We start from the raw sequence: 18,900 nt of genomic DNA, 5'->3' as shown, positions 1-18,900 counted from the left end.
CGCTCTGTAACTGAAGGGACGTAATGAAGGGGATGATCATGATCAAGTGTGCTGTGCTGTGCTGTGCTGTGCTGTGTGCTGACCGTGGCGTTCTCGGCGGCGGCTTCGGCCGAAGATTGCGTCGTGCCGTCGATCCGGACGTTGGAAAACCAGACTGTTCAAGGGCACATGTACGCCAAGACCGGGAAGCGCTGCAGCATCAGCGTCCTCGGCTCACGCGGGCCGATGTCCGGTGCTCGCCTGCTGTCGTCTGCCGTCCACGGCACCGTCGCGGTCCAGGGACAACATATCGTCTACAGGTCGAGCCCTGGTTTCGTCGGCGAGGACCATTTTTCCTACGAGCGCCACGGCGCCGATGCGCTCAACCGGCCGGTGACCAAGGGGGTCGAGGTCACCGTCCACGTCAGCCAGCAACTCTGACCTTCGGCTCAGGACCGGTAGTCGCCATTGATCGCGACATATTCCTTGGTCAGGTCGCAGGTCAGGACACGGTCGCGGCCCTTGCCGAGGCCGAGTGCGACCTTGATCTGCACCTTCTGCGCCTTCATCGCTTCCGACACTTCGGCCTCGTCATAGGACGGATCGCGCGCACCTTTGGAGGCGACGCGGATGCCGTTGAACGAGATCGACAGCTTGTCGCGATCGGCCGGCTCGCCGGCCTTGCCGACAGCCATGACGACGCGGCCCCAATTGGCGTCCTCGCCGGCGATCGCGGTCTTCACCAGCGGCGAGTTGGCGATCGACATCGCGATCTTGCGCGCCGATGGTTTGCTCTTGGCGCCCTCGACGATGATCTCGACCAGCTTGCGGGCGCCCTCGCCGTCACGCGCGACCTGCTCGGCAAGATCGGCGAGCACGGCGTTGAACGCTTTCACGAAGGCTTTCGCGCGTGGGTCGCTGGCGCGGCTGATCTTCGGCGCGCCCTTGGCTGCCGCTGCGCCGGTCGCAAAAGCGAGCAGGGTGTCGGAGGTCGAGGTATCGCCGTCGATGGTCACCGCGTTGAACGTGTCTTCGACGCCGGCCTTGAGCAGCGCCTGCAGCGCCGGCGCCGAGATCGGCGCATCGGTGAAGATGAAGGACAGCATCGTCGCCATGTCCGGCGCGATCATGCCGGCGCCCTTGGCCATGCCGCTGATCGTGACCTTGGCCTTGCCGAGCTTGACGGTCGCGGTCGCCACTTTCGGGAAGGTATCGGTGGTCATGATGGCGCGCGCCGCGCCCATCCAGTCGTCAGGCGCGGCGGTGCCGGCGAGGCCTTCGAGCACGCCGTCGAACTTGGTGGCGTCGAGCGGCTCGCCGATGACGCCGGTCGACGCCAGGAAGATCTCGTCCTGCTTGCAGCCGACCGCCTTGGCGGCGATCGCGGCCGTCAGCGCGGTCGATTGCTTGCCGGTCTTGCCGGTGAAGGCATTGGCGTTGCCGGAGTTGACCACCAGCGCGCGCGCCTTGCCGCCCTTCAGCTTGGCCCGGCACCATTCGACCGGTGCCGACGGGCATTTCGACAGCGTGAACACGCCGGCGACGGTGGTCCCGGGATCGAGCAGCGCCAGCAGCACGTCGGTGCGGTTCTTGTAGCGGATGCCGGCCGCCGCGGTCGCGAGCTTGACGCCCGCAATTGCGGGCATGTCGGGGACATCGGTAGGGGCGAGCGGGGAAACGGCTGAGGACATCGAGGGCTTCCGGCAGGGGAGGAGCGGGAAGCGCTCTGTATCATCCTCATCGACGTTGTGGGAGTGGATGCGACTCCACACACCGCTGTCATCCCCGCGAAAGCGGGGATCCATAACCACAGGGCTGAGTTATGGAGCGCGGGAATGGCCGCGTGCCCATTTCGGACGTCACGCGGTATGGGTCCCCGCGTTCGCGGGGACGACACCTTTTGTGACGCGGCTTGCAGCTCTCTGACAACCGTGTGACGAGCCGCCGCCGCGCTCTGAACTAACCGCTTACTTCTTCGCCGGCTCGGCCGGCTTGGCGTCCGCGGGCTTCGCGTCCGCCGGCTTGGCGGCGTCGGCGGCGGGCTTGTCCAGGCGCTCGATCTTGGCGGCCTCGCGCAGTTTGCCGACGTAGTCGGCCTGGGCCTTGCGGGTCACATAGGTCTCGATCTGGCTCTTGACCTGGTCGAACTCCGGCGGCTTGCGGTTACGCTTCTCTTCGACCTTGATGACGTGCCAGCCGAACTGGGTCTTCACCGGGTCGGAGATCTTGCCCGGTTCCATGCCGAAGGCGACGTTGGCGAATTCCGGCACCATCTGCTCCTTGGTGAAGAAGCCGAGGTCGCCGCCGTCCGATGCGCCGGGGTCCTTGGACTTCTTCTTGGCGAGTTCGGCGAAATCGGCGCCCTTGGCGAGCTCGGCCTTGACCGCCTTGGCCTCGTCCTCGGTCTCGACCAGGATGTGGCGCGCGTGCACCTCCTGCTCGCCGCCGATCTGCTTGGAGGCCTCCTCATAGACCTTCTTCATCGCGTCCGGCGTGGTCGCGGCCTTGCCCTCGCTGGCGAGCAGGCTGTCCATCAGCAGGCGGTTGCGGGTGAAGGCGAGGCGCTTCTTGAAGTCCTCGCTGTCGGCGACCTTCTTGTCCTCGGCGGCCTTGGAGACGAGCTTCATGTCGATCAAGAACGACAGCACGTTCTCGTCCTTGGTCGCCGGATCCATCTGGGCGAGGCTCGGCCCAAGCTCTTCCTCGGCCAGCGCCACGTCGCTCTTGCGGATCTCGGCACCGTTCACCTTGGCCAGCACCGGGTTGGCGTCTTCGGCTGCGCGCGCGGGCAGGACCATCAGGGACAACGCGAGACTGCCGGCGAGAGCGGTGGCAAAGCCGAAGCGCAGGCCGGTTTTCGTAACCGGGAACGACGTGGTCATGGAAAATCCTTGGTTTAGAAGAGGGGGCTCGAGGGGAGGCCTCAGGGCGGCCGGGACACTCGCCCAATCGCCGTGCCTTGGCAACGCGAAAAGTCTGTCAATTTCGTGAAATCGGCGACAGATTCCAGACTGCGGTCCGGGCGTCGGGCGCCGTTGACAACGTTCCACCCCAGCCATATCTCTGCCCGATCGCTTCAAGGGCGATAGCGCTTATTTTGCTGCGTTTTTGGCCGTTGAACCCTAGTTTGCTCGCCTCCCACTCATCTGGCGGACGCCGCCCGGCGCCGAAGTTCGAGCCTGGCGCGGGTGCTGCGGTGCATCACGTCGGGAACAGCAAACCCAAAGCACGAGTTACGGCTGCAACGCAGACCCCATAGAGGCAGGATTTCAGTATGATCGGCGCGCTCGCCCGTAAGCTCTTCGGCTCAGCCAACGACCGTCGCGTCAAGGGCTACCAGTCCCGTGTCAACGCCATCAACGCGCTGGAGCCGGAGCTCGCCACGCTGTCGGACGAGGCCCTGAAGGCGCGCACCGACGAGTTCAGGAAGCAGATCGCCGAGGGCAAGAGCCTCGATGACCTCCTGGTCCCGGCCTTCGCGACCGTCCGCGAGGCCTCCAAGCGCACCCTCGGCCAGCGCCATTTCGATGTCCAGCTGATCGGCGGCATGGTGCTGCACGAGGGCGACATCGCCGAGATGAAGACCGGCGAAGGCAAGACGCTGGTTGCGACCCTGGCGGTCTACCTCAACGCGCTCGCCGGGAAGGGCGTTCACGTCGTGACGGTGAACGATTACCTCGCCCGCCGCGACGCCGGCTGGATGAGCCAGATCTACGGCTTCCTCGGCCTCACCACCGGTGTGATCGTCCACGGCCTCGACGATGCCGAACGCAAGGCAGCCTATGCCTGCGACATCACCTACGGCACCAACAACGAATACGGCTTCGACTATCTGCGCGACAACATGAAGTACCGGCTGGAGGACATGGTCCAGCGCGGGCACTTCTTCGCCATCGTCGACGAGGTCGACTCGATCCTGATCGACGAGGCGCGCACGCCGCTGATCATCTCCGGCCCGCTCGACGATCGCTCGGATTTCTACAACACCATCGATACCTTCGTGCCGAAGCTCGACAAGACCGACTACGAGGTCGACGAGAAGCAGCGCACGGTGACGCTCACCGAAGCCGGCATGGAGAAGATCGAGACGCTGCTGCGCGACGCCGGCCAGCTCAAGGGCGAGTCGCTCTACGACGTCGAGAACGTCTCCGTCGTGCACCACATCAACCAGGCGCTGCGTGCGCACACGCTGTTCACCCGCGACAAGGACTACATCGTCCGCGACGGCGAGGTCGTCATCATCGACGAATTCACCGGCCGCATGATGCCGGGCCGGCGCTATTCCGAAGGCCTGCACCAGGCGCTCGAGGCCAAGGAGCACCAGCCGGTGCAGCCCGAGAACCAGACGCTGGCCTCGATCACCTTCCAGAACTACTTCCGCATGTATTCCAAGCTCGCCGGCATGACCGGCACGGCCGCGACGGAAGCGGACGAACTGTTCGACATCTACAAGCTCGAAGTGTTGGAGATCCCGACCAACCTGCCGGTCGCGCGTCTCGACGAGGACGACGAGGTCTATCGCACCCAGCAGGAGAAATACGCCGCGATCCTCGCCGAGATCGAGCGCGCGAATTCGCGCCTGCAGCCGGTGCTGGTCGGCACCGCCTCGATCGAGAAGTCGGAAGTGCTGGCCGCCTATCTCAAGCAGCACGGCTACAAGCAGATCGATTTCGGCAGCGAGCGTGCGCTCGACAAGCTCTATGCGGCGGCGCGCGCAGGCAAACCCGCCAAACTGTTCGCGGTGCTGAACGCGCGCTTCCACGAGCAGGAAGCCTATATCGTGGCCGAAGCCGGCGTGCCCGGCGCGATCACGATCGCGACCAACATGGCCGGCCGCGGCACCGACATCAAGCTCGGCGGCTCCCTGGATATGCGCCTGCAGCAGGAGACGGCCGGGATTACCGACGAGGCCGAGAAGGCCGCCAAGATCGAGCAGCTCAAGGCCGAGATCGCCAGCTTCCGCGAGATCGTGCTGAAGGCCGAGGAGACGGTCGAGATTGAGCCGGCCAAGGGCGCCAAGCCCGCCAAGACCGTGACCAAGCCGGGCGGCTTGTACATCATCGGCTCCGAGCGCCACGAATCCCGCCGCATCGACAACCAGCTGCGTGGCCGCTCCGGCCGCCAGGGCGATCCCGGCCGGTCGAAATTCTTCCTGTCGCTGGAAGACGATCTGATGCGGATCTTCGGCTCCGACCGGCTCGACAGCATGCTGACCCGGCTCGGCCTGAAGGAAGGCGAGGCCATCATCCATCCGTGGATCAACAAGGCGCTGGAGAAGGCGCAGCAGAAGGTCGAGGCGCGCAACTTCGACATCCGCAAGAACCTGCTGAAATTCGACAACGTCCAGAACGACCAGCGCAAGGTGATCTTCGACCAGCGCGTCGAGCTGATGCAGGACGAGAGCGTGGTCGAGACCATCACCGACATGCGTCACGCCTTCATCGACGACCTCGTCGCCAAGCACGTGCCCGAGCATGCCTATGCCGAGCAGTGGGACGTCGCCGGCCTGAAGGAAGAATTGAAGCGCGTGCTCGACGTCGACCTGCCGGTCGAGGACTGGGCCAAGGAAGAGGGCATCGCCGACGAGGAGCTGCTCAAGCGCATCGAGACCCATGCCGACGAGCGCATGGCCGCCAAGGTCGCGCAATGGGGCCCCGACGTCATGCGCTACGTCGAGAAGACCATCCTGCTGCAGACGCTGGATCACCTCTGGCGCGAGCATCTGATCATGCTCGACCATCTGCGCCAGGTGATCGGCCTGCGCGGCTATGGCCAGCGCGATCCGCTGCAGGAGTACAAGTCGGAAGCCTTCACGCTGTTCGAGGCCATGATCGCGCATCTGCGGGAGGCCGTCACCGCGCAGCTGATGCGGGTCGAGATCGTGCCGCCCGAGGAGCAGCAGCAGGTGCTGCCGCCGATGCAGGCGCATCACGCCGATCCGACCACCGGCGAGGACGAGATGGCCTTCGCCAACGTCTCGCTGGTGCCGTCCTCCGGCGCCGCCCCGGTCCCGGCCGAGGCGCGCAACCCGAACGACCCGACGACGTGGGGCAAGATCGGCCGCAACGAGGACTGCCCCTGCGGCTCCGGCAAGAAGTACAAGCACTGCCACGGCCGCTACGCGTAAGCGAGAGAACTGCGGCAGTCTTTCGATCGTCATTGCGAGCGGAAGCAAAGCAATCCAGAGACCCGCGCGCGACTCTGGATTGTCTTGCTGCGCTCGCAACGACGCGGTTGGCCGGGATCGGCGCCAAATCATTGCCGTCGTCCCTGCGAACGCACTAGGGTTTCTACACGGTTTGGAGGGCTCTGCCGGCGACGAGGATTTGGAAGCGACTCATTCCGTTGTGGAAGGTGATGGGCCCGGGAGGCCGATGGGAGGCGTAGCCGGTCCATCCGCCGAGTTTGGCGATGATCCATGCCGCCCACGCGAGTGTTTGGGCAGGATGAGGGTTTTCCTGAAGCTTGGTCCTGCCCTTCATCGTCTTGTTGATGGCCGCCAGGGCCTTCATTTCTTCCGGAGTGAAGGCGCATTCGATCGGCAGTTGTTGACCGCCGTTGCGAGCCTGAACGAGCTGAATGACGATGCAGGCTGCTTTGGTGGCGATGGCCACGAGCTTGATCAGGGCCTGGGCGCTTTCGAGCTGGCTGTCCTCGATCTGCAACCCTTGGGTCTTCAGCGAGCGGAAGAGCTGTTCGATGATCCAGCGCTGCTTGTACCAGGAGACGATCTGCCAAGCGTCGGACGCCTTGGCGATCGAATGAGTGGTCAAGAGCAGCCAATGAACGGCCTCAGCCCCTTTCGGAGGATGCAATTCGACGACTTCCACGAAGCTGACTTCGACGCGCTCCGGCAGGCCCTTCACGCCGGGGCGCGCCGGCCGCTTGAGCTCGGCCGTTCCGAACCGCAGCGAGAGCTGAGCTTGGCGGGCGCGGCGATCCATGCGCTGCGGCAGGTCGATCATCGCCTTGTCGCAGAAGCGCGCTCGCTCCACCGCCTGGTAGAGTGTGCTGCCATCGGCCAGCGCATGATCGTGCATGGCTCGCGTCAGCAGGTGGACGTTGTCTCCCGGCGTCAAAGCCCAATGCGCAAAGAACTCCCCTTCGCGATCATTGACGACGGTGATCATGCGTGCGGCAGCGAGAACGTCACAGGCCTGTTCGGCGGTCGTCACCCAGCGCGCCGATTCCTTGTCGGCCAACTCCCGCTGGTCGTGAGGCACCTTCACCTTGCCCCGGCGCGTCCACACCTTGCCGCCGGTGAGACCGAGGCAGGCGCCGCTGTCGGCATCGACCGCCAACATCGCATGCAACAGCACGCCACGGGCATTGCCTTTGCCGACCTCGCCCAGTCCGCGCCGCCGCCCCTTCCGCGTCTGGAACTTGACCTCGCTGGTGTCCTGGATCGCCAGCACATGCCGCCCCGCGACCACAGTCGCCGTCTGCCGGCTCCAGCCTTCAATCAGCCGATCGATCGTGACTTGCGGATTGTTCACAAACCGCCAGTACGCCATGTACGCGGCCCAGTCACCCTGCGCCATCCGGCGCAGGCAGACGCTGCGCGTGCAAAGCATAGCCTGGACGAACGCTGCCCCCTTTTATCGAGGCGAACGTCGCCAAACTCCCCCAGTGACAGATCCGGCTCTCGCTCCATCTCCGATGCTCCCTTGAATCAAGCATCGGAGATGGAATCATACAACCCGCAAAGACGGCACAACATCATGACTTCCCGAGTCAATCTGTCGCGCCAGACGTGTAGAAACCTTAGTGCGAACGCAGGGACCCATAACCACAGGATGCCGTGAGGAGGCAGGCTGATCGCTCCAGCCTGCTCCCTCAAATCGGCCGGTGGTTATGGGTCCCCGCGTTCGCGGGGACGACACCATTTCCTGGGCGCTATGGGGGCAGGCCTTCGACGGTCCATCCTTGCGAACGCAGGGCCTCACCATTTGCTCGGCACCATGCGGGCACATGCTTCGCTGTCATCCCGGCGAACGCCGGCATCCCTAACCGCAGGCCGATGTGCTGAGGCACTGATAGCTCCAACATGCCGCCGCGCACCCGTTGGCAGTATGGGACCCGGATCAAAGCACAGTGACGCTCGTGTGGCGCTGTGCTTGCCTGCGGCTGTGCCGCGTCCAGCCCGCTCTCCATTTTCGAATGCGCGCGACGGAGCGTTGCAGCGCATCGGCTTTGAGTTCGCCAGAGCATACGGCTGTAGTCAGCGCGGCGTTGATGTCGCGGCCGACATCGGCGGTCTGGTCCTCGTCGCTGAATTTCGTGAACATGATGATGTCAGCCCCGGCCTTGACCGCGTCGATGGCGGCGGCGGCCGGCGGCTTGGCATCGAGAATGGCCTTCATCGCGAGGTCATCCGTCATGACCACGCCGTCATAGCGCAGGTCGTGGCGCAGCAGACGATCGACCGCGTGGCCGCCGCTCTGGGTTGCGACGCCGCCCCATCGCCGGGCGTTGGCGAGATGTCCCACCATGATGGCGCCAGCCAGCCCCCGCCGGATCAGGCGCCTGTACGGCTTCAATTCGGCTGATGACCATGTGGTGGTGACGTCGGCAATGCCGGCGTGGCTGTCGGCGGTCGACGATCCATGACCCGGAAAATGCTTGAGCACCGTCAGGATGCCCTTCTTTCTATGCGCGTGGATGAACGCCGCCGCATAGCGCACGACGGTGTCGGGCTCGCTGCCATAGCTGCGTTGCCGCTGCCCGATGATCGGGTTTGACGGGTTGGTGTTGAGGTCGACCACCGGCGCAAGATTCATGTTGATGTGCAGCGCCGCGAGCTTCTCGGCGAGAGCGGTGTAGGCCGTGTGCGCCGCCGCGACCGAGCCCTGGGCGATGTCTGCGGCCGAAGGCGTTTCCGCGAGCCCAATGTTCTGTCCGAGCCGCTCGACCGTGCCGCCTTCATCGTCGATGGCGATGAAGGGTGCAGCCGTGCATTTGCAGGACCGGATCCGGTCGATCATCGCTTCGAGGTCGTCTCGCGTTCCGACGTTGCGGCCGAGGAGGACGACACCCCCGACCAGGCCATTCTCGAGATCGCTCAGCACCTGCTGAAATCCCGGATCCGATGTCTTGGTCCCGAAGAAGCCGGCCATGATCATCGGACCGACCGCTTGCGAGATGGCCGCTCGGTTGCTGCAGCTGGCGGCAACACCGGCCTGTCCCGACAGGATCAGGGATGCAAGGATCAGGGCCTGTTGGACAAATCGTCGTGGCAAGGCTGTGCTGCTCATCACTGCCTCGGAGGCTGTCTTATGTGGGCCGGTTCAGATGCAGGCCGCAGCGATTGGCAACCGGTGCTCGCCGTGCTGGCGGGCGCTCAAATCGTTGCCAGAGCGCCGACCTTCGCTCCCTCGGCAATCGTCCGCGGCGCTGAGTTCAGCTGCTCGATCGCAAAGCCCGCAGCCTTCTTGTAGCCCGCCATGAACGCCTCGCGCTCCGCCGGCGGGATGACATCGTCAATGTTCGTGAACGTCCCGCCGCAGCGCTCGTCGACCAGGTTGAGCAGGCCGAACGGGCCGGCGCCGCGGTTGCGCAGGATGACCTGCGAGATCGGGCCGCACAGCTTCTCGTCGTAGGCGGCGAGCGCGGCCGGCGTCACGCCATGCGTGAGCAGCGATGCGCCGAGCACGCGGGCGTCGACGATCGCCTGGCTGGCGCCGTTGGAGCCGGTCGGATACATCGCATGCGCGGCGTCGCCCATCAGCGCCACCGGGCCGTCGACCCAGGTCGGGACCGGATCGCGGTCGATCATCGGGTTCTCATAGGCGCCGTCGGCGCCGGCGATCAGCGCGGGCACGTCGAGCCAGTCATAGGTCCAGCCGGCGAAATGCTGGGCGAACTCACTCACCGGCACCTGCCGGAACCAGCCGGTCTGCTTCCAGCCCTCGGTGTTGTCCATCGTGACTTCCGCGATCCAGTTGATCAGCGCCAGCCCCGTCCGGGGATCGGGATGCGAGATCGGATAGACCACGACGCGGTGGCGATGGGTGCCGAGCCCGACGAAGGACGAGCCGGTGCGCATCGGCTTCGCCCAGGTCACGCCGCGCCACATCACCGCGCCGCCCCAGTGGATCGGCGGCTGCGTTGGGTGCATCTGCGCGCGCACCGCCGAATGAATGCCGTCGGCGCCGATCAGGAGCCGCCCGCGCTGCTCGGAGCGCGACCCATCGGCATGCTCGACGCGTGCGGTCACGGAGCCGTCCGCGTTTTTCTCATAGCCGGCGACGCGGCTGCCAAGCCGCACGGCGTCGCGCCCGGCACGCTCCACCAGCCGGCTATACAGCAGCACATGCAGCTTGCCGCGGTGCACGGCATATTGCGGCCAGTTGTAGCCGGCTCCGAGCCCGCGTGGCTCGGAATAGATGTCGTTGCCGTTCAGCCCGACCAGCGCCCATTCGCGGGCGGGCACGCCGACCTGATCGAGATCATCAGCGCCGATGCCGAGATCATACAGCTCGCGCACCGCATTGGGTTGCAGATTGATGCCGACCCCGAGCGGCCGCATCTCCCGCACGCTTTCATAGACCACACAGGGCACGCCGATCTGCTGCAGGGTCAGCGCCGTCGCGAGGCCGCCGATGCCGCCGCCGGCGATGATTACGGGAAGGTCGGTCATACGCTTGATCCGTTGCACGCAGGAAGGACGCTAATGGAAGGGGCGGTGACGGCAGCCGATGCCACGGGCCGGAGCTGGCCGCGCAAACCCGTCCTCCCCTGGGTCACCGGCCGGTGTCCCGCCCGGCGGCTTCTGAAAAGGCCTAGTGCAGAAGGCCCGCCCAGACAAGGGCAATGGCCGCCGCTGCGGGGTATGATAGTCTGCCGCCATGCGGCGTCCCTCTCTCGTCCTCAGCCTCGTTCTGCTCCTGCTTGCGAGCCCAGCCATGGCCTTTGATATGGCATTCGATATCGAGGCCCATCGCGGTGGTCGCGCGCTGCATCCCGAGAACACGCTGCAGGCGTTCGCCGCCGCGCTGGCAATGGGGGTGGACACGCTCGAGCTCGATGTCGGCGTCACAAGCGACGGCGTGCTCGTGATCTCGCATGAGCGGCGCCTCAATCCCGATCTCGCCCGCGACGCCGACGGTAACTACGTCGCGCCACCTGGTTCGCCGCTGATCGAGCTGCCGCTGGCCGAGGTGCAGTCCTACGACATCGGCGAGATCCGCCCTGGCAGCGACTACGCCAAGCAGTTTCCGGAGCAGCGGGTCTTGTCCGGTCCAGGCGTTCCACCGCCGCGAATTCCGACGTTGAAACAGCTCATCGACCTCGTGCGCGGCTCGGGCGACGCGCATGTGCGGCTTAACATCGAGACCAAGCTCGATCCCGATCATCCAGCGGAGGCGCCCGACCCGGAGCGCTTCGTGAGTCTGCTGCTCGGCTTGATCGAGGCGGAGCATTTCGCCGACCGCGTGATGATCCAGTCGTTCGATTGGCGCACCCTGCAATTGGTGCAGCAGCGCGCGCCTGCCATTCCGACCGTGTATCTGACGATCCAGCGCGGCAGGTCGCCGAACGTCTCGCTGACCCAGGCGACACATTGGACCGCCGGTTTCAATCCCGCCGACCACGGCGGCTCGCTGCCATCAACGATTCATGCGGCGGGCGGCAAGGTGTGGTCGCCTTATTTCGCCGACGTGACTCTCGAGCTGATCAGCGAGGCGCATGCGCTCGGCTTGCAAGTCGTGGTGTGGACCGTCAACAAGCCGGATGACATGGCCCGGCTGATGGATATCGGCGTCGACGGCATCATCTCCGATCGGCCGGACCTGTTGCGCAAGGTGGCTGCTGAAAAGGGTTTGGCAAAGCCTGTGGGACAGCTGCACATTCAGCGGCCGGCGCCAGGCCTTCCGGAGAAATAGAATCGTCTCGATGTACTTCCGCGGGCAGGTCGCGCGGCCTGGTCAAGGCGTGAATCGTTTCGTCATGAACAGGCTGAGTGGGTCGAGGCGGTAGGTACCGAAGGGCCCGCAATCCCGATAGCCGACGCTGCGATAGAGCTGGATCGCCTGTGGCTGTCTGATGCCCACTTCGAGGCTGATGCGATCGACGCCGCGCGCCCTGGCCTCGCTTTCCAGTGTCCCGAGGAGCCTGCGTCCGAGCCCGCATCCGCGTGCCGCTTCGTGCACGAACAGTCGCTTGACCTCTGCATGTGCCGCAGCGATCGGCCGAAGGGCGACCGAGCCGAGCAGCGATCCGTCGCGACGGCCCGCAAGGAAGACGACTCCCGGCGCCGAGAGCGCGGTGACATCGACTGGAAAACTGCCTTGAGCGGGGTAAAGCGTTCGCAGATAGGCGTCGGCCTCCGCCATGAGGGCCGCTACGTCGGCCTGCTTGGCATCTTCGACCGCGATGGTGATGTCGGTCTCGTTCATCTGCAAACAGCCTGGCGAACTGAACCCGCTGCCATGATGCCAGAACACAACCGTCGCGATCAAATGCCGAGCGGGGCCTCACCCCATCACCACCTCATGCCGGATCACGAACGGTGCCAGCAGCGCGTGCACCTCGTTCTCAACAGCCTCGCGGCTCTCCGCCGGCACGTCGCGCAATGTCACTGTGGCGAGGCTGCCATGGCTGCCATGGGCGCCGACCTTGACGCTGCAATCGACGCCGCGGTCGGTCAGCTGCGACAGCACCTTGGTGAACACCCGCGTCGCGGCATCCCAGCGCAGTTGCGGCTTGAACACCTTGCCGACGCCGGTCACCGGCATCGGATCGATCGGGATGATCTGCACCGGCACCGCCGCGCGCTCGGGCGTGCGGGCGCGCACCCAGTCCTCGAGTTCGCCCGGCTGCACGCTCGCGCCCGGCTTGAGCTGCACATAGCCGATCGGCAATTCGCCGGCGTAGGCGTCGGGCTGGCCGACTACCGCGGCGAAGCCGACCGACGGATGCTGAAACAGGATCTCCTCGATCGGCGCCGGATCGATGTTGTGGCCGCCGCGGATGACGAGGTCCTTGGCGCGGCCGGTGATCCACAGGAAGCCGTCCGCATCGAGCCGGCCGAGATCGCCGGAGTTGACCCAGTGGCCGTCGACGAAGGCGCCCCTGTTGTGGGTGTCGTCGAGATAGCCGGAGAACACGCCGGGCCCGGCCATGATGACGACGCCGATCTCATCGGTCGCGCAGTCGCGCTCATAGTGCCCGTCGGCATCGAGCTTGACGATCCGCACTTGCGCGTAGGGCAGCGGCAGGCCGACCGAGCCGAGCCGGATCGGCTGGTCCGGATAGGCCATTGTGTGCACGCTCGCGGTCTCGGTCATGCCGTAGACCTCGACCACCGGCAGCTTGAGCTTGTCCATGATCGCCTGTCCCACGGCGACCGGAATCGCCGAGCCGCCGCCGGCGGCGTAGCGCAGGCTGGAAATGTCGGCCTGGCCTTGCGGCACCGCGAGCGTCGCGGCCAGCACCGTCGGCACGCTCGACAGCGTCTCCGGCTTGAAGCGTTCGACCAGGCCCCAGATGTTGCGCACCGCATTCGGATTGCGCCAGCCGGCGCCCGACAGCACGACGAGGCTGCCGCCCGCCGACAGTGTCTGCAGCGCCTGGGTCAGCGATCCCCCGACATGAAACAGCGGCATGCCGAACAGCAGGGTGCCGCCCGGCTTTGCCTTCAGGATCAGGTTGACGCCCCAGGCCTGGTAGACCTGGTTGCCATGGCTGTGGCGCACCAGCTTCGGCGTGCCGGTGGTGCCGCCGGTGTGGAAATAGGCCGCGGTGTCGCTGGCCTTGATCTGCCGGCCGCTGACCAGGTGATCCCCGGGCTGCGGCCCGATCAGGTCGTTGAACGCATGAATGCCGTTGGCGGGATCGCCGCCGCCGAGCACCTGCACGATCGCCTTGAGGTGCTTGCAGCTGCCGCGCACCTTCTCGACCTTCTGCCAGATGTCGGTGCCGGGCAGGGGGCCGAGCGCCACCAGCACCTTGGTCTTGGCGGCATCCAAGATCTCGGCGATCTGGTGCGGCTCGAGCAGCGGGTTGACCGGGTTGGCGATGCCCGCGGCCTCGGCGCCGAACAGCGTGACGAAGGCGTCCGGCACCAAGGGCAGCATGAAGCTGACGACGTCGTCCGGGCCGACGCCCAGCGCATGAAACAAGTTGGCCGCCTGCGTCACCCGGGCGACGAAGTCGCGATAGGAGATCACGACCGGCGTATCGGCCGGATCGGCGTTGGGCAGAAACTGGATTGCCGGTGCGTCCGGATTGGCCGCCGCGCCGCACTTCAACGCGTCGTAGGTGCTTTGAGCGGCGATCCGTTCGCCGTACGGCATCTGCTCGAAGGCACGGATGTCGGCCGTGCTGGCGAATGTCGGATAGTCGCTGCCGATGGCGCGATCGAGCAAATGAATGCCCATGGCCTGTCCTCCCTCTGTCGTGTCCTCGTCCGGCCGAAACGTGGCCGGTGGTCGCGCGCGGGCTCTATGGCCCGTTCATCGCGATCTCTAGAGGACAGGATGAGGGAGGATTCGTCTTGCGTCTATCCCGGCGTTTCCGGGCGAAGGGACCGATTTGCCGCAGGCAAAGTAGGTGGGAAGGGCCAAGTCTTTTGATGCGGCGCGAACGTCGCTCCGAACTCCGCGTCATTGCGAGCGCAGCGAAGCAATCCAGGGTGGTGGGCGGGACTCTGGATTGCTTCGCTGCGCTCGCAATGACGGGAGGATGGAGTTCGGTCCTGAACGGCTGCAGCGCAGCGTGTCTCAACCCGCAGCGTCGATCAAATTTTCCAGCAGTCGCTTGAGCTCGCCGGTGGCCTTGTCGCCGTAATTCTCCAGGATGTGCGCCTCCTGGCTGGCGGTCAGCGAGTTCAGCCGCTTGCACAGCGCCTTGCCGCGGTCGCTGATGAACATCAGCACCTTGCGGCGGTCATTGGCGTCCTGGCGGCGGTAGACCAGCGAGTCCGACACCATCCGGTCGGTCATCTTGGTCAGGGTCGGATGGTTCAAGAGCACCGCATCGGCGAGATCGCCCATCGAGTGCCCCTCGCCGTCCGAGAGAACCTTGAGGATGCGCCACTGCTCGACTGGCACGCCCTCCGTGCTCAGGCGCGTCTCCAGCTGCCGGTTGATCTCCCGGTTGGCTTGCGCCAGCAGATAGGCGAGGTGTTCGGTGAGGGGCGTGTTGGGGTGGGGCGATTTGGCCACGATGAACTTCGCTTGCGGTCCCGGTTTGAATGATTGTCCGGCAGTTGCTGCCCGATCTATATGCATCCCAATTCTTGAACATTCAACATTTTCGAATAGGATATTTGCCGAACGCGTGCTGATTTTGACGGCGTATGACCGCCGGCCCACAGCGGGCCAACCATGGTTGCGGGCCAAGGAGTGGGTGTGCTCTCGACAGGATCTGTCCCGGCCGGGCGTCTCAGTCTGCCGTCATCCCTGCTGTTCAGGAGCCCGCCCTGGCGGGCCGGCCTTCCTGCACTCGCCCCCTTCGATCCCGACCGCATCCAGCGGCGCGGCTCCCGGAGCAGGCTGCGCATCGGCAATTTCCTGACCTTCTCCGGCTCCCCCGGCATCTGGGGCCCGGCGGCGACCAACAGCGCGCTGCTCGCGGTGTCCGAGATCAATCGTCGCGGCGGCATCCTCGGCCGCGAGATCGAATTGTCGTTCTATGATTCCGGCGGGCCGGTCGAAGACGTCGTCGCGCGCGCGAGGGATGCGCTCGAATTCGACGACATCGACGTCGTGATGGGCTCGCATATCAGCGCCGTCAGGCTGGCGCTCCGTCCGCTGTTGGGTGGCCGCATCCCCTACGTCTACACGCCGGTCTATGAAGGCGGCGAGCGTACGCCCGGCGTGATGGCGATCGGCGAGACGCCGCACAGCCAGACCCGCCCGGCCATTCACTGGCTGGCGGAGAACAGGGGCGCCAGGCGCTGGTACCTGATCGGCAGCGACTATGTCTGGCCGTGGCGGTCGCACCGCCAGACCAAGACCTACATCGCCGAGGCCGGCGGCCAGGTCGTCGGCGAGGAGTTCGTGCCGGTCGGCAATGATGACCACGAGGCGCATCTGGCGCGCATCCGCGCCGCCAAGCCGGACGTCGTGCTGGTTTCGCTGATCGGCACCGACAGCATCACCTTCAACCGCGCGTTCGCCGAATCCGGGCTGGCCGCGACCACCTTGCGACTCGCCGGTGCGGTCGACGAGACCGTGCTGCTCGGCATCGGCGCCGACAACACCGAGAACTTGTACTCCGCCTCCGGCTATTTCAGCTGCATCGGCTCTGGTGCCAACGACGAGTTCATGGGCCTGTATACCGCGATGTTCGGCGCCAACGCGCCGCCCGTCGGCTCGGTCGGACAGTCGAACTACGAAGGCCTGCGTTTCCTGAAGGCGGCTGCCGAACGCGCCGGCTCGCTGTCGCTGCGTCCGCTGGCCACGTCCGGCCGCAACATCGTCTATTCCGGCGCCCGCGGCGAGGTGACGATCCGCCAGGGCCGCGCCGGCATGGCGATGCATCTCGCCGCCGCCGACGGGCTGGATTTCAAGATCATCCGCACGTTCTGAGCAACGCTGCGAAGTCGGCCGAACTGGGTGCCGATGCCCACCCTCCCCTGGAGGGGGAGGGGGTATTCGCAGCCGGTTGTTCGGTTCAGCAACTGGCGATCACGACGCTGAGATGCAGCAACTCACGCCGCGGCGCTCGCGCTCGGCCTTGGCTGCGTGGGGGCCTTTGCCTCCGACACCTCGCGGATCATGCGGCTGATCGCCTCGCGCGGCATCGGCTTGCCGAACAGGAAGCCCTGCACGCTGGTGCAGCCTTCGCTGCGCAGGAAGGCGAGGTGCTGCTCGGTCTCGACGCCCTCGGCCAGCACGGGAATGTTGAGGCTGCGTCCGAGCAGCAGCGTCGCCTTGACGATGGCGGCGGCGTGCACGCTGGTCTCGACCGACTGGATGAAGCTCTTGTCGACCTTGATCTTGTCGAACGGAAACACCTGCAAGGTCGACAGCGACGAATAGCCGGTGCCGAAATCGTCCATCGCCACGGTGACGCCGAGCGCCTTCAGCGCCAGCACCACCTGCAGCGCGTGCTGGCGGTCGGCGATGATGCCGGTCTCGGTCAGCTCGATCTCGAGCCGCTCGGGTGGGAGCCCGGTCTCGCGCAGCACCTCGGCGACGCGCTTCGCCAGATCGTAGTTGAGCTGCATCGGCGCGACGTTGACGGCCACCTTGAACGGCCGGCTCCAGCTGGCCGCGGTAGCGCAGGCGGTGCGCAGCACCCAGTCGCCGATGTCGACGATCAGCCCGGTCTGCTCGGCCAGCGGGATGAAATCGTTCGGCGGCACGCGGCCCTTCTTCGGATGATTCCAGCGCAGCAGCGCCTCGAAACCGATGATGTCGCCACTCTGGGTGTCGTTCTGCACCTGGTAGTGCAGCTCGAACTCGTTGCGCACCAGGGCGCGCTTGAGGTCGATGGCGAGCTCGGCGCGGCGCCGGCTGGTCTCGTCCATCGCCGTCTCGTAGGTGCAGATCTTGCCCTGGCCGAGACTCTTGGCGCGATACATCGCGAGATCGGCGCGGGTGCAGAGTTCGTCGGCGGTGAGGCCGTGATCGGGGTAGAGCGCAATGCCGATGCTGCAGCCGACCGAGAGGCTGCGCTCCTCCCAATCGACCGGGCTGAGCACGAGCGCACGCATGCGCTCTGCGAACTTCGCGACCTCGGTGCGCGCGAAGATCTTGCTCTTGACGGCCACGAACTCGTCGCCGCCGATCCGCGCCAGGAATTCGCCGGGCTGCAGCGTGGCGGAAATCCGCTGTGAGATCGTCGTCAGCACCGCATCGCCGGCAGAGCGGCCGTGCGCGTCGTTGATGTCCTTGAAGCCGTCGAGGTCGATGGCCAGCACGGCCAGATGCGCGGTCTCGTCGCCGTCGCCGGACGTCAGCGGTGCCAGCCGCTGGCCGAGACCGTTGCGGTTGGGCAGGCCGGTGAGCGGATCCTGCAGTGCCAGCTGCCGATAGCTCTCGACCGCTTCCTGCGTCGCCTGCATGTCGATCGTGTAGGCCGAGGCGGCCATCGCCATGATCAGGCCGATGCCGGTGACGACGGTGACCAGCATGACGCTGTCCGAGAGCGACTGCACGGCTGCGCCGGTGGCCGCCATCGGCGCCAATGTCAGCGCGTACATGCCGGTGAAATGCAGGCTGAGGATCGCGAGCACCATCGCCAGCGAGCTGCCATATTTGCAGAAGCGCGTCACCGGACGCGCGATGCGGTTGGTGGCGATGGCGCCGAAGCCCATGGCAAGGGCGATCGACAGCCACACCACCGGCATGTTCCAGGTCAGCACGCCCTGCAGATTGAGCGCGTTCATGCCGGTGTAGTGCATGGCGGCGATGCCGAAGCCGAACACCGCGCCGCCGGCTTCGATCAGGGGGCCGCGCTGCGTCCGGGTCGTGATGAAGAAGCCGAGCCACGCGAACACCACCGCAAGGCCGAGCGAGGTGAATGTCATGCCCGGTTCGAACGAGCGTTGTCCCGTCGCGTCATAGCCGAGAATGGCGGCGAAGTGCGTGGTCCAGACCGTGCCGCCGGCGACCAGCCCGGCCAGGAACAGCAGATGGAAGCGTCGCAGGCCGGCGTTGCGCCGGACCCGCGCCAGCAGCCGCATCGACAGCAGGGAGCCGAGCACGCACACCAGCAGCGCGGCGGCGACGTAGCGCAGATCGTATTCGGCGGGCAGGCAGGACAGGATCGTCAACATCAAACGGGGCCCCTCGTTTGGGCGAACTACGCGCCGCAGTGTCGTCGGCTTGTCGCCGCCGCCATCGTGGTTACCGAAGCGTCAATCCGTGTGGAGGTTGCGCCCGCCTCGTGATGCATGAGGTCTGGCGATCTCCTGATTAATACGTCTGCGGGGGCCGCAGGATGCGTTCACGGAACCAAAAACATCGTGAC

13 protein-coding genes are annotated in these 18,900 nt (G+C 65.8%); 4 read left to right on the top strand and 9 right to left on the bottom strand.

The genetic code is table 11. From position 1 onward, the window contains the following. Positions 1-48: 48 nt before the first annotated feature. A complete protein-coding gene (locus tag S58_RS34585; RefSeq protein ID WP_015670092.1) occupies positions 49-420 on the top strand; it encodes an Ig-like domain-containing protein in 372 nt (123 codons plus the stop codon). A gap of 8 nt (positions 421-428) precedes the next feature. Here S58_RS34585 and argJ read toward each other — a convergent pair whose 3' ends face one another. Continuing rightward, positions 429-1,670 (bottom strand): bifunctional glutamate N-acetyltransferase/amino-acid acetyltransferase ArgJ, encoded by a 1,242-nt coding sequence (gene argJ / locus S58_RS34580; RefSeq protein WP_015670091.1) that lies wholly within the window; start codon positions 1,668-1,670, stop codon positions 429-431. A gap of 276 nt (positions 1,671-1,946) precedes the next feature. Next, the gene (locus S58_RS34575) at positions 1,947-2,861 is read right to left on the bottom strand and encodes a peptidylprolyl isomerase (protein ID WP_015670090.1); all 915 of its coding nucleotides are present in this window, start codon (positions 2,859-2,861) and stop codon (positions 1,947-1,949) included. 392 nt (positions 2,862-3,253) lie between these two features. Between S58_RS34575 and secA the strand changes: the two genes are divergently transcribed. Then, a complete protein-coding gene (secA, locus tag S58_RS34570; RefSeq protein WP_015670089.1) occupies positions 3,254-6,106 on the top strand; it encodes a preprotein translocase subunit SecA in 2,853 nt (950 codons plus the stop codon). A 163-nt stretch (positions 6,107-6,269) separates the two neighbouring features. Here secA and S58_RS34565 read toward each other — a convergent pair whose 3' ends face one another. The 3 genes from S58_RS34565 to S58_RS34555 form a co-directional block, all read right to left on the bottom strand. Further along, positions 6,270-7,520, bottom strand: a complete 1,251-nt coding sequence (locus S58_RS34565) for an IS4 family transposase (RefSeq protein ID WP_244440677.1) — start codon at positions 7,518-7,520, stop codon at positions 6,270-6,272. A 543-nt stretch (positions 7,521-8,063) separates the two neighbouring features. Further along, positions 8,064-9,233 carry a glycoside hydrolase family 3 N-terminal domain-containing protein gene (locus S58_RS34560; protein WP_042340424.1) on the bottom strand — a complete coding sequence of 390 codons (1,170 nt, stop codon included), beginning with the start codon at positions 9,231-9,233 and terminating at the stop codon, positions 8,064-8,066. An 86-nt stretch (positions 9,234-9,319) separates the two neighbouring features. Then, positions 9,320-10,618: a flavin-dependent oxidoreductase gene (locus tag S58_RS34555; protein ID WP_015670087.1), complete on the bottom strand. Its 1,299-nt coding sequence runs from the start codon at positions 10,616-10,618 to the stop codon at positions 9,320-9,322. A 265-nt stretch (positions 10,619-10,883) separates the two neighbouring features. On the opposite strand from S58_RS34555, the gene S58_RS34550 reads away from it, so the two are divergent. Continuing rightward, positions 10,884-11,861, top strand: a complete 978-nt coding sequence (locus S58_RS34550) for a glycerophosphodiester phosphodiesterase (RefSeq protein WP_015670085.1) — start codon at positions 10,884-10,886, stop codon at positions 11,859-11,861. 42 nt (positions 11,862-11,903) lie between these two features. Here S58_RS34550 and S58_RS34545 read toward each other — a convergent pair whose 3' ends face one another. The 3 genes from S58_RS34545 to S58_RS34535 form a co-directional block, all read right to left on the bottom strand. Further along, positions 11,904-12,374, bottom strand: a complete 471-nt coding sequence (locus S58_RS34545; RefSeq protein ID WP_015670084.1) for a GNAT family N-acetyltransferase — start codon at positions 12,372-12,374, stop codon at positions 11,904-11,906. A 78-nt stretch (positions 12,375-12,452) separates the two neighbouring features. After that, the gene (locus S58_RS34540; RefSeq protein WP_015670083.1) at positions 12,453-14,357 is read right to left on the bottom strand and encodes an acyl-CoA synthetase; all 1,905 of its coding nucleotides are present in this window, start codon (positions 14,355-14,357) and stop codon (positions 12,453-12,455) included. A gap of 342 nt (positions 14,358-14,699) precedes the next feature. Next, positions 14,700-15,143, bottom strand: coding sequence for a MarR family winged helix-turn-helix transcriptional regulator (locus S58_RS34535; protein WP_015670082.1), 444 nt, complete (start codon positions 15,141-15,143; stop codon positions 14,700-14,702). 186 nt (positions 15,144-15,329) lie between these two features. On the opposite strand from S58_RS34535, the gene S58_RS34530 reads away from it, so the two are divergent. Next, a complete protein-coding gene (locus S58_RS34530; protein WP_015670081.1) occupies positions 15,330-16,511 on the top strand; it encodes a substrate-binding domain-containing protein in 1,182 nt (393 codons plus the stop codon). A gap of 122 nt (positions 16,512-16,633) precedes the next feature. On the opposite strand, the gene S58_RS34525 is transcribed toward S58_RS34530, so the two are convergent. Beyond that, the gene (locus tag S58_RS34525; protein ID WP_015670080.1) at positions 16,634-18,706 is read right to left on the bottom strand and encodes a putative bifunctional diguanylate cyclase/phosphodiesterase; all 2,073 of its coding nucleotides are present in this window, start codon (positions 18,704-18,706) and stop codon (positions 16,634-16,636) included. Positions 18,707-18,900: the final 194 nt, after the last annotated feature.

The organism is Bradyrhizobium oligotrophicum S58, from assembly GCF_000344805.1.
In the GTDB taxonomy this organism is placed as follows: domain Bacteria; phylum Pseudomonadota; class Alphaproteobacteria; order Rhizobiales; family Xanthobacteraceae; genus Bradyrhizobium; species Bradyrhizobium oligotrophicum.
Note: the sequence above shows the minus strand (reverse complement) of the source record. Positions and strands in the feature narration are given on the sequence as shown.

Coding starts and splice junctions, on each gene's coding strand:
- argJ (WP_015670091.1), bottom strand. CDS start 1,670: ATGTCCTCAGCCGTTTCCCCGCTCGCCCCTACCGATGTCCCCGACATG.
- S58_RS34575 (WP_015670090.1), bottom strand. CDS start 2,861: ATGACCACGTCGTTCCCGGTTACGAAAACCGGCCTGCGCTTCGGCTTT.
- secA (WP_015670089.1), top strand. CDS start 3,254: ATGATCGGCGCGCTCGCCCGTAAGCTCTTCGGCTCAGCCAACGACCGT.
- S58_RS34565 (WP_244440677.1), bottom strand. CDS start 7,520: ATGGCGCAGGGTGACTGGGCCGCGTACATGGCGTACTGGCGGTTTGTG.
- S58_RS34560 (WP_042340424.1), bottom strand. CDS start 9,233: ATGAGCAGCACAGCCTTGCCACGACGATTTGTCCAACAGGCCCTGATC.
- S58_RS34555 (WP_015670087.1), bottom strand. CDS start 10,618: ATGACCGACCTTCCCGTAATCATCGCCGGCGGCGGCATCGGCGGCCTC.
- S58_RS34550 (WP_015670085.1), top strand. CDS start 10,884: ATGGCCTTTGATATGGCATTCGATATCGAGGCCCATCGCGGTGGTCGC.
- S58_RS34545 (WP_015670084.1), bottom strand. CDS start 12,374: ATGAACGAGACCGACATCACCATCGCGGTCGAAGATGCCAAGCAGGCC.
- S58_RS34540 (WP_015670083.1), bottom strand. CDS start 14,357: ATGGGCATTCATTTGCTCGATCGCGCCATCGGCAGCGACTATCCGACA.
- S58_RS34525 (WP_015670080.1), bottom strand. CDS start 18,706: ATGTTGACGATCCTGTCCTGCCTGCCCGCCGAATACGATCTGCGCTAC.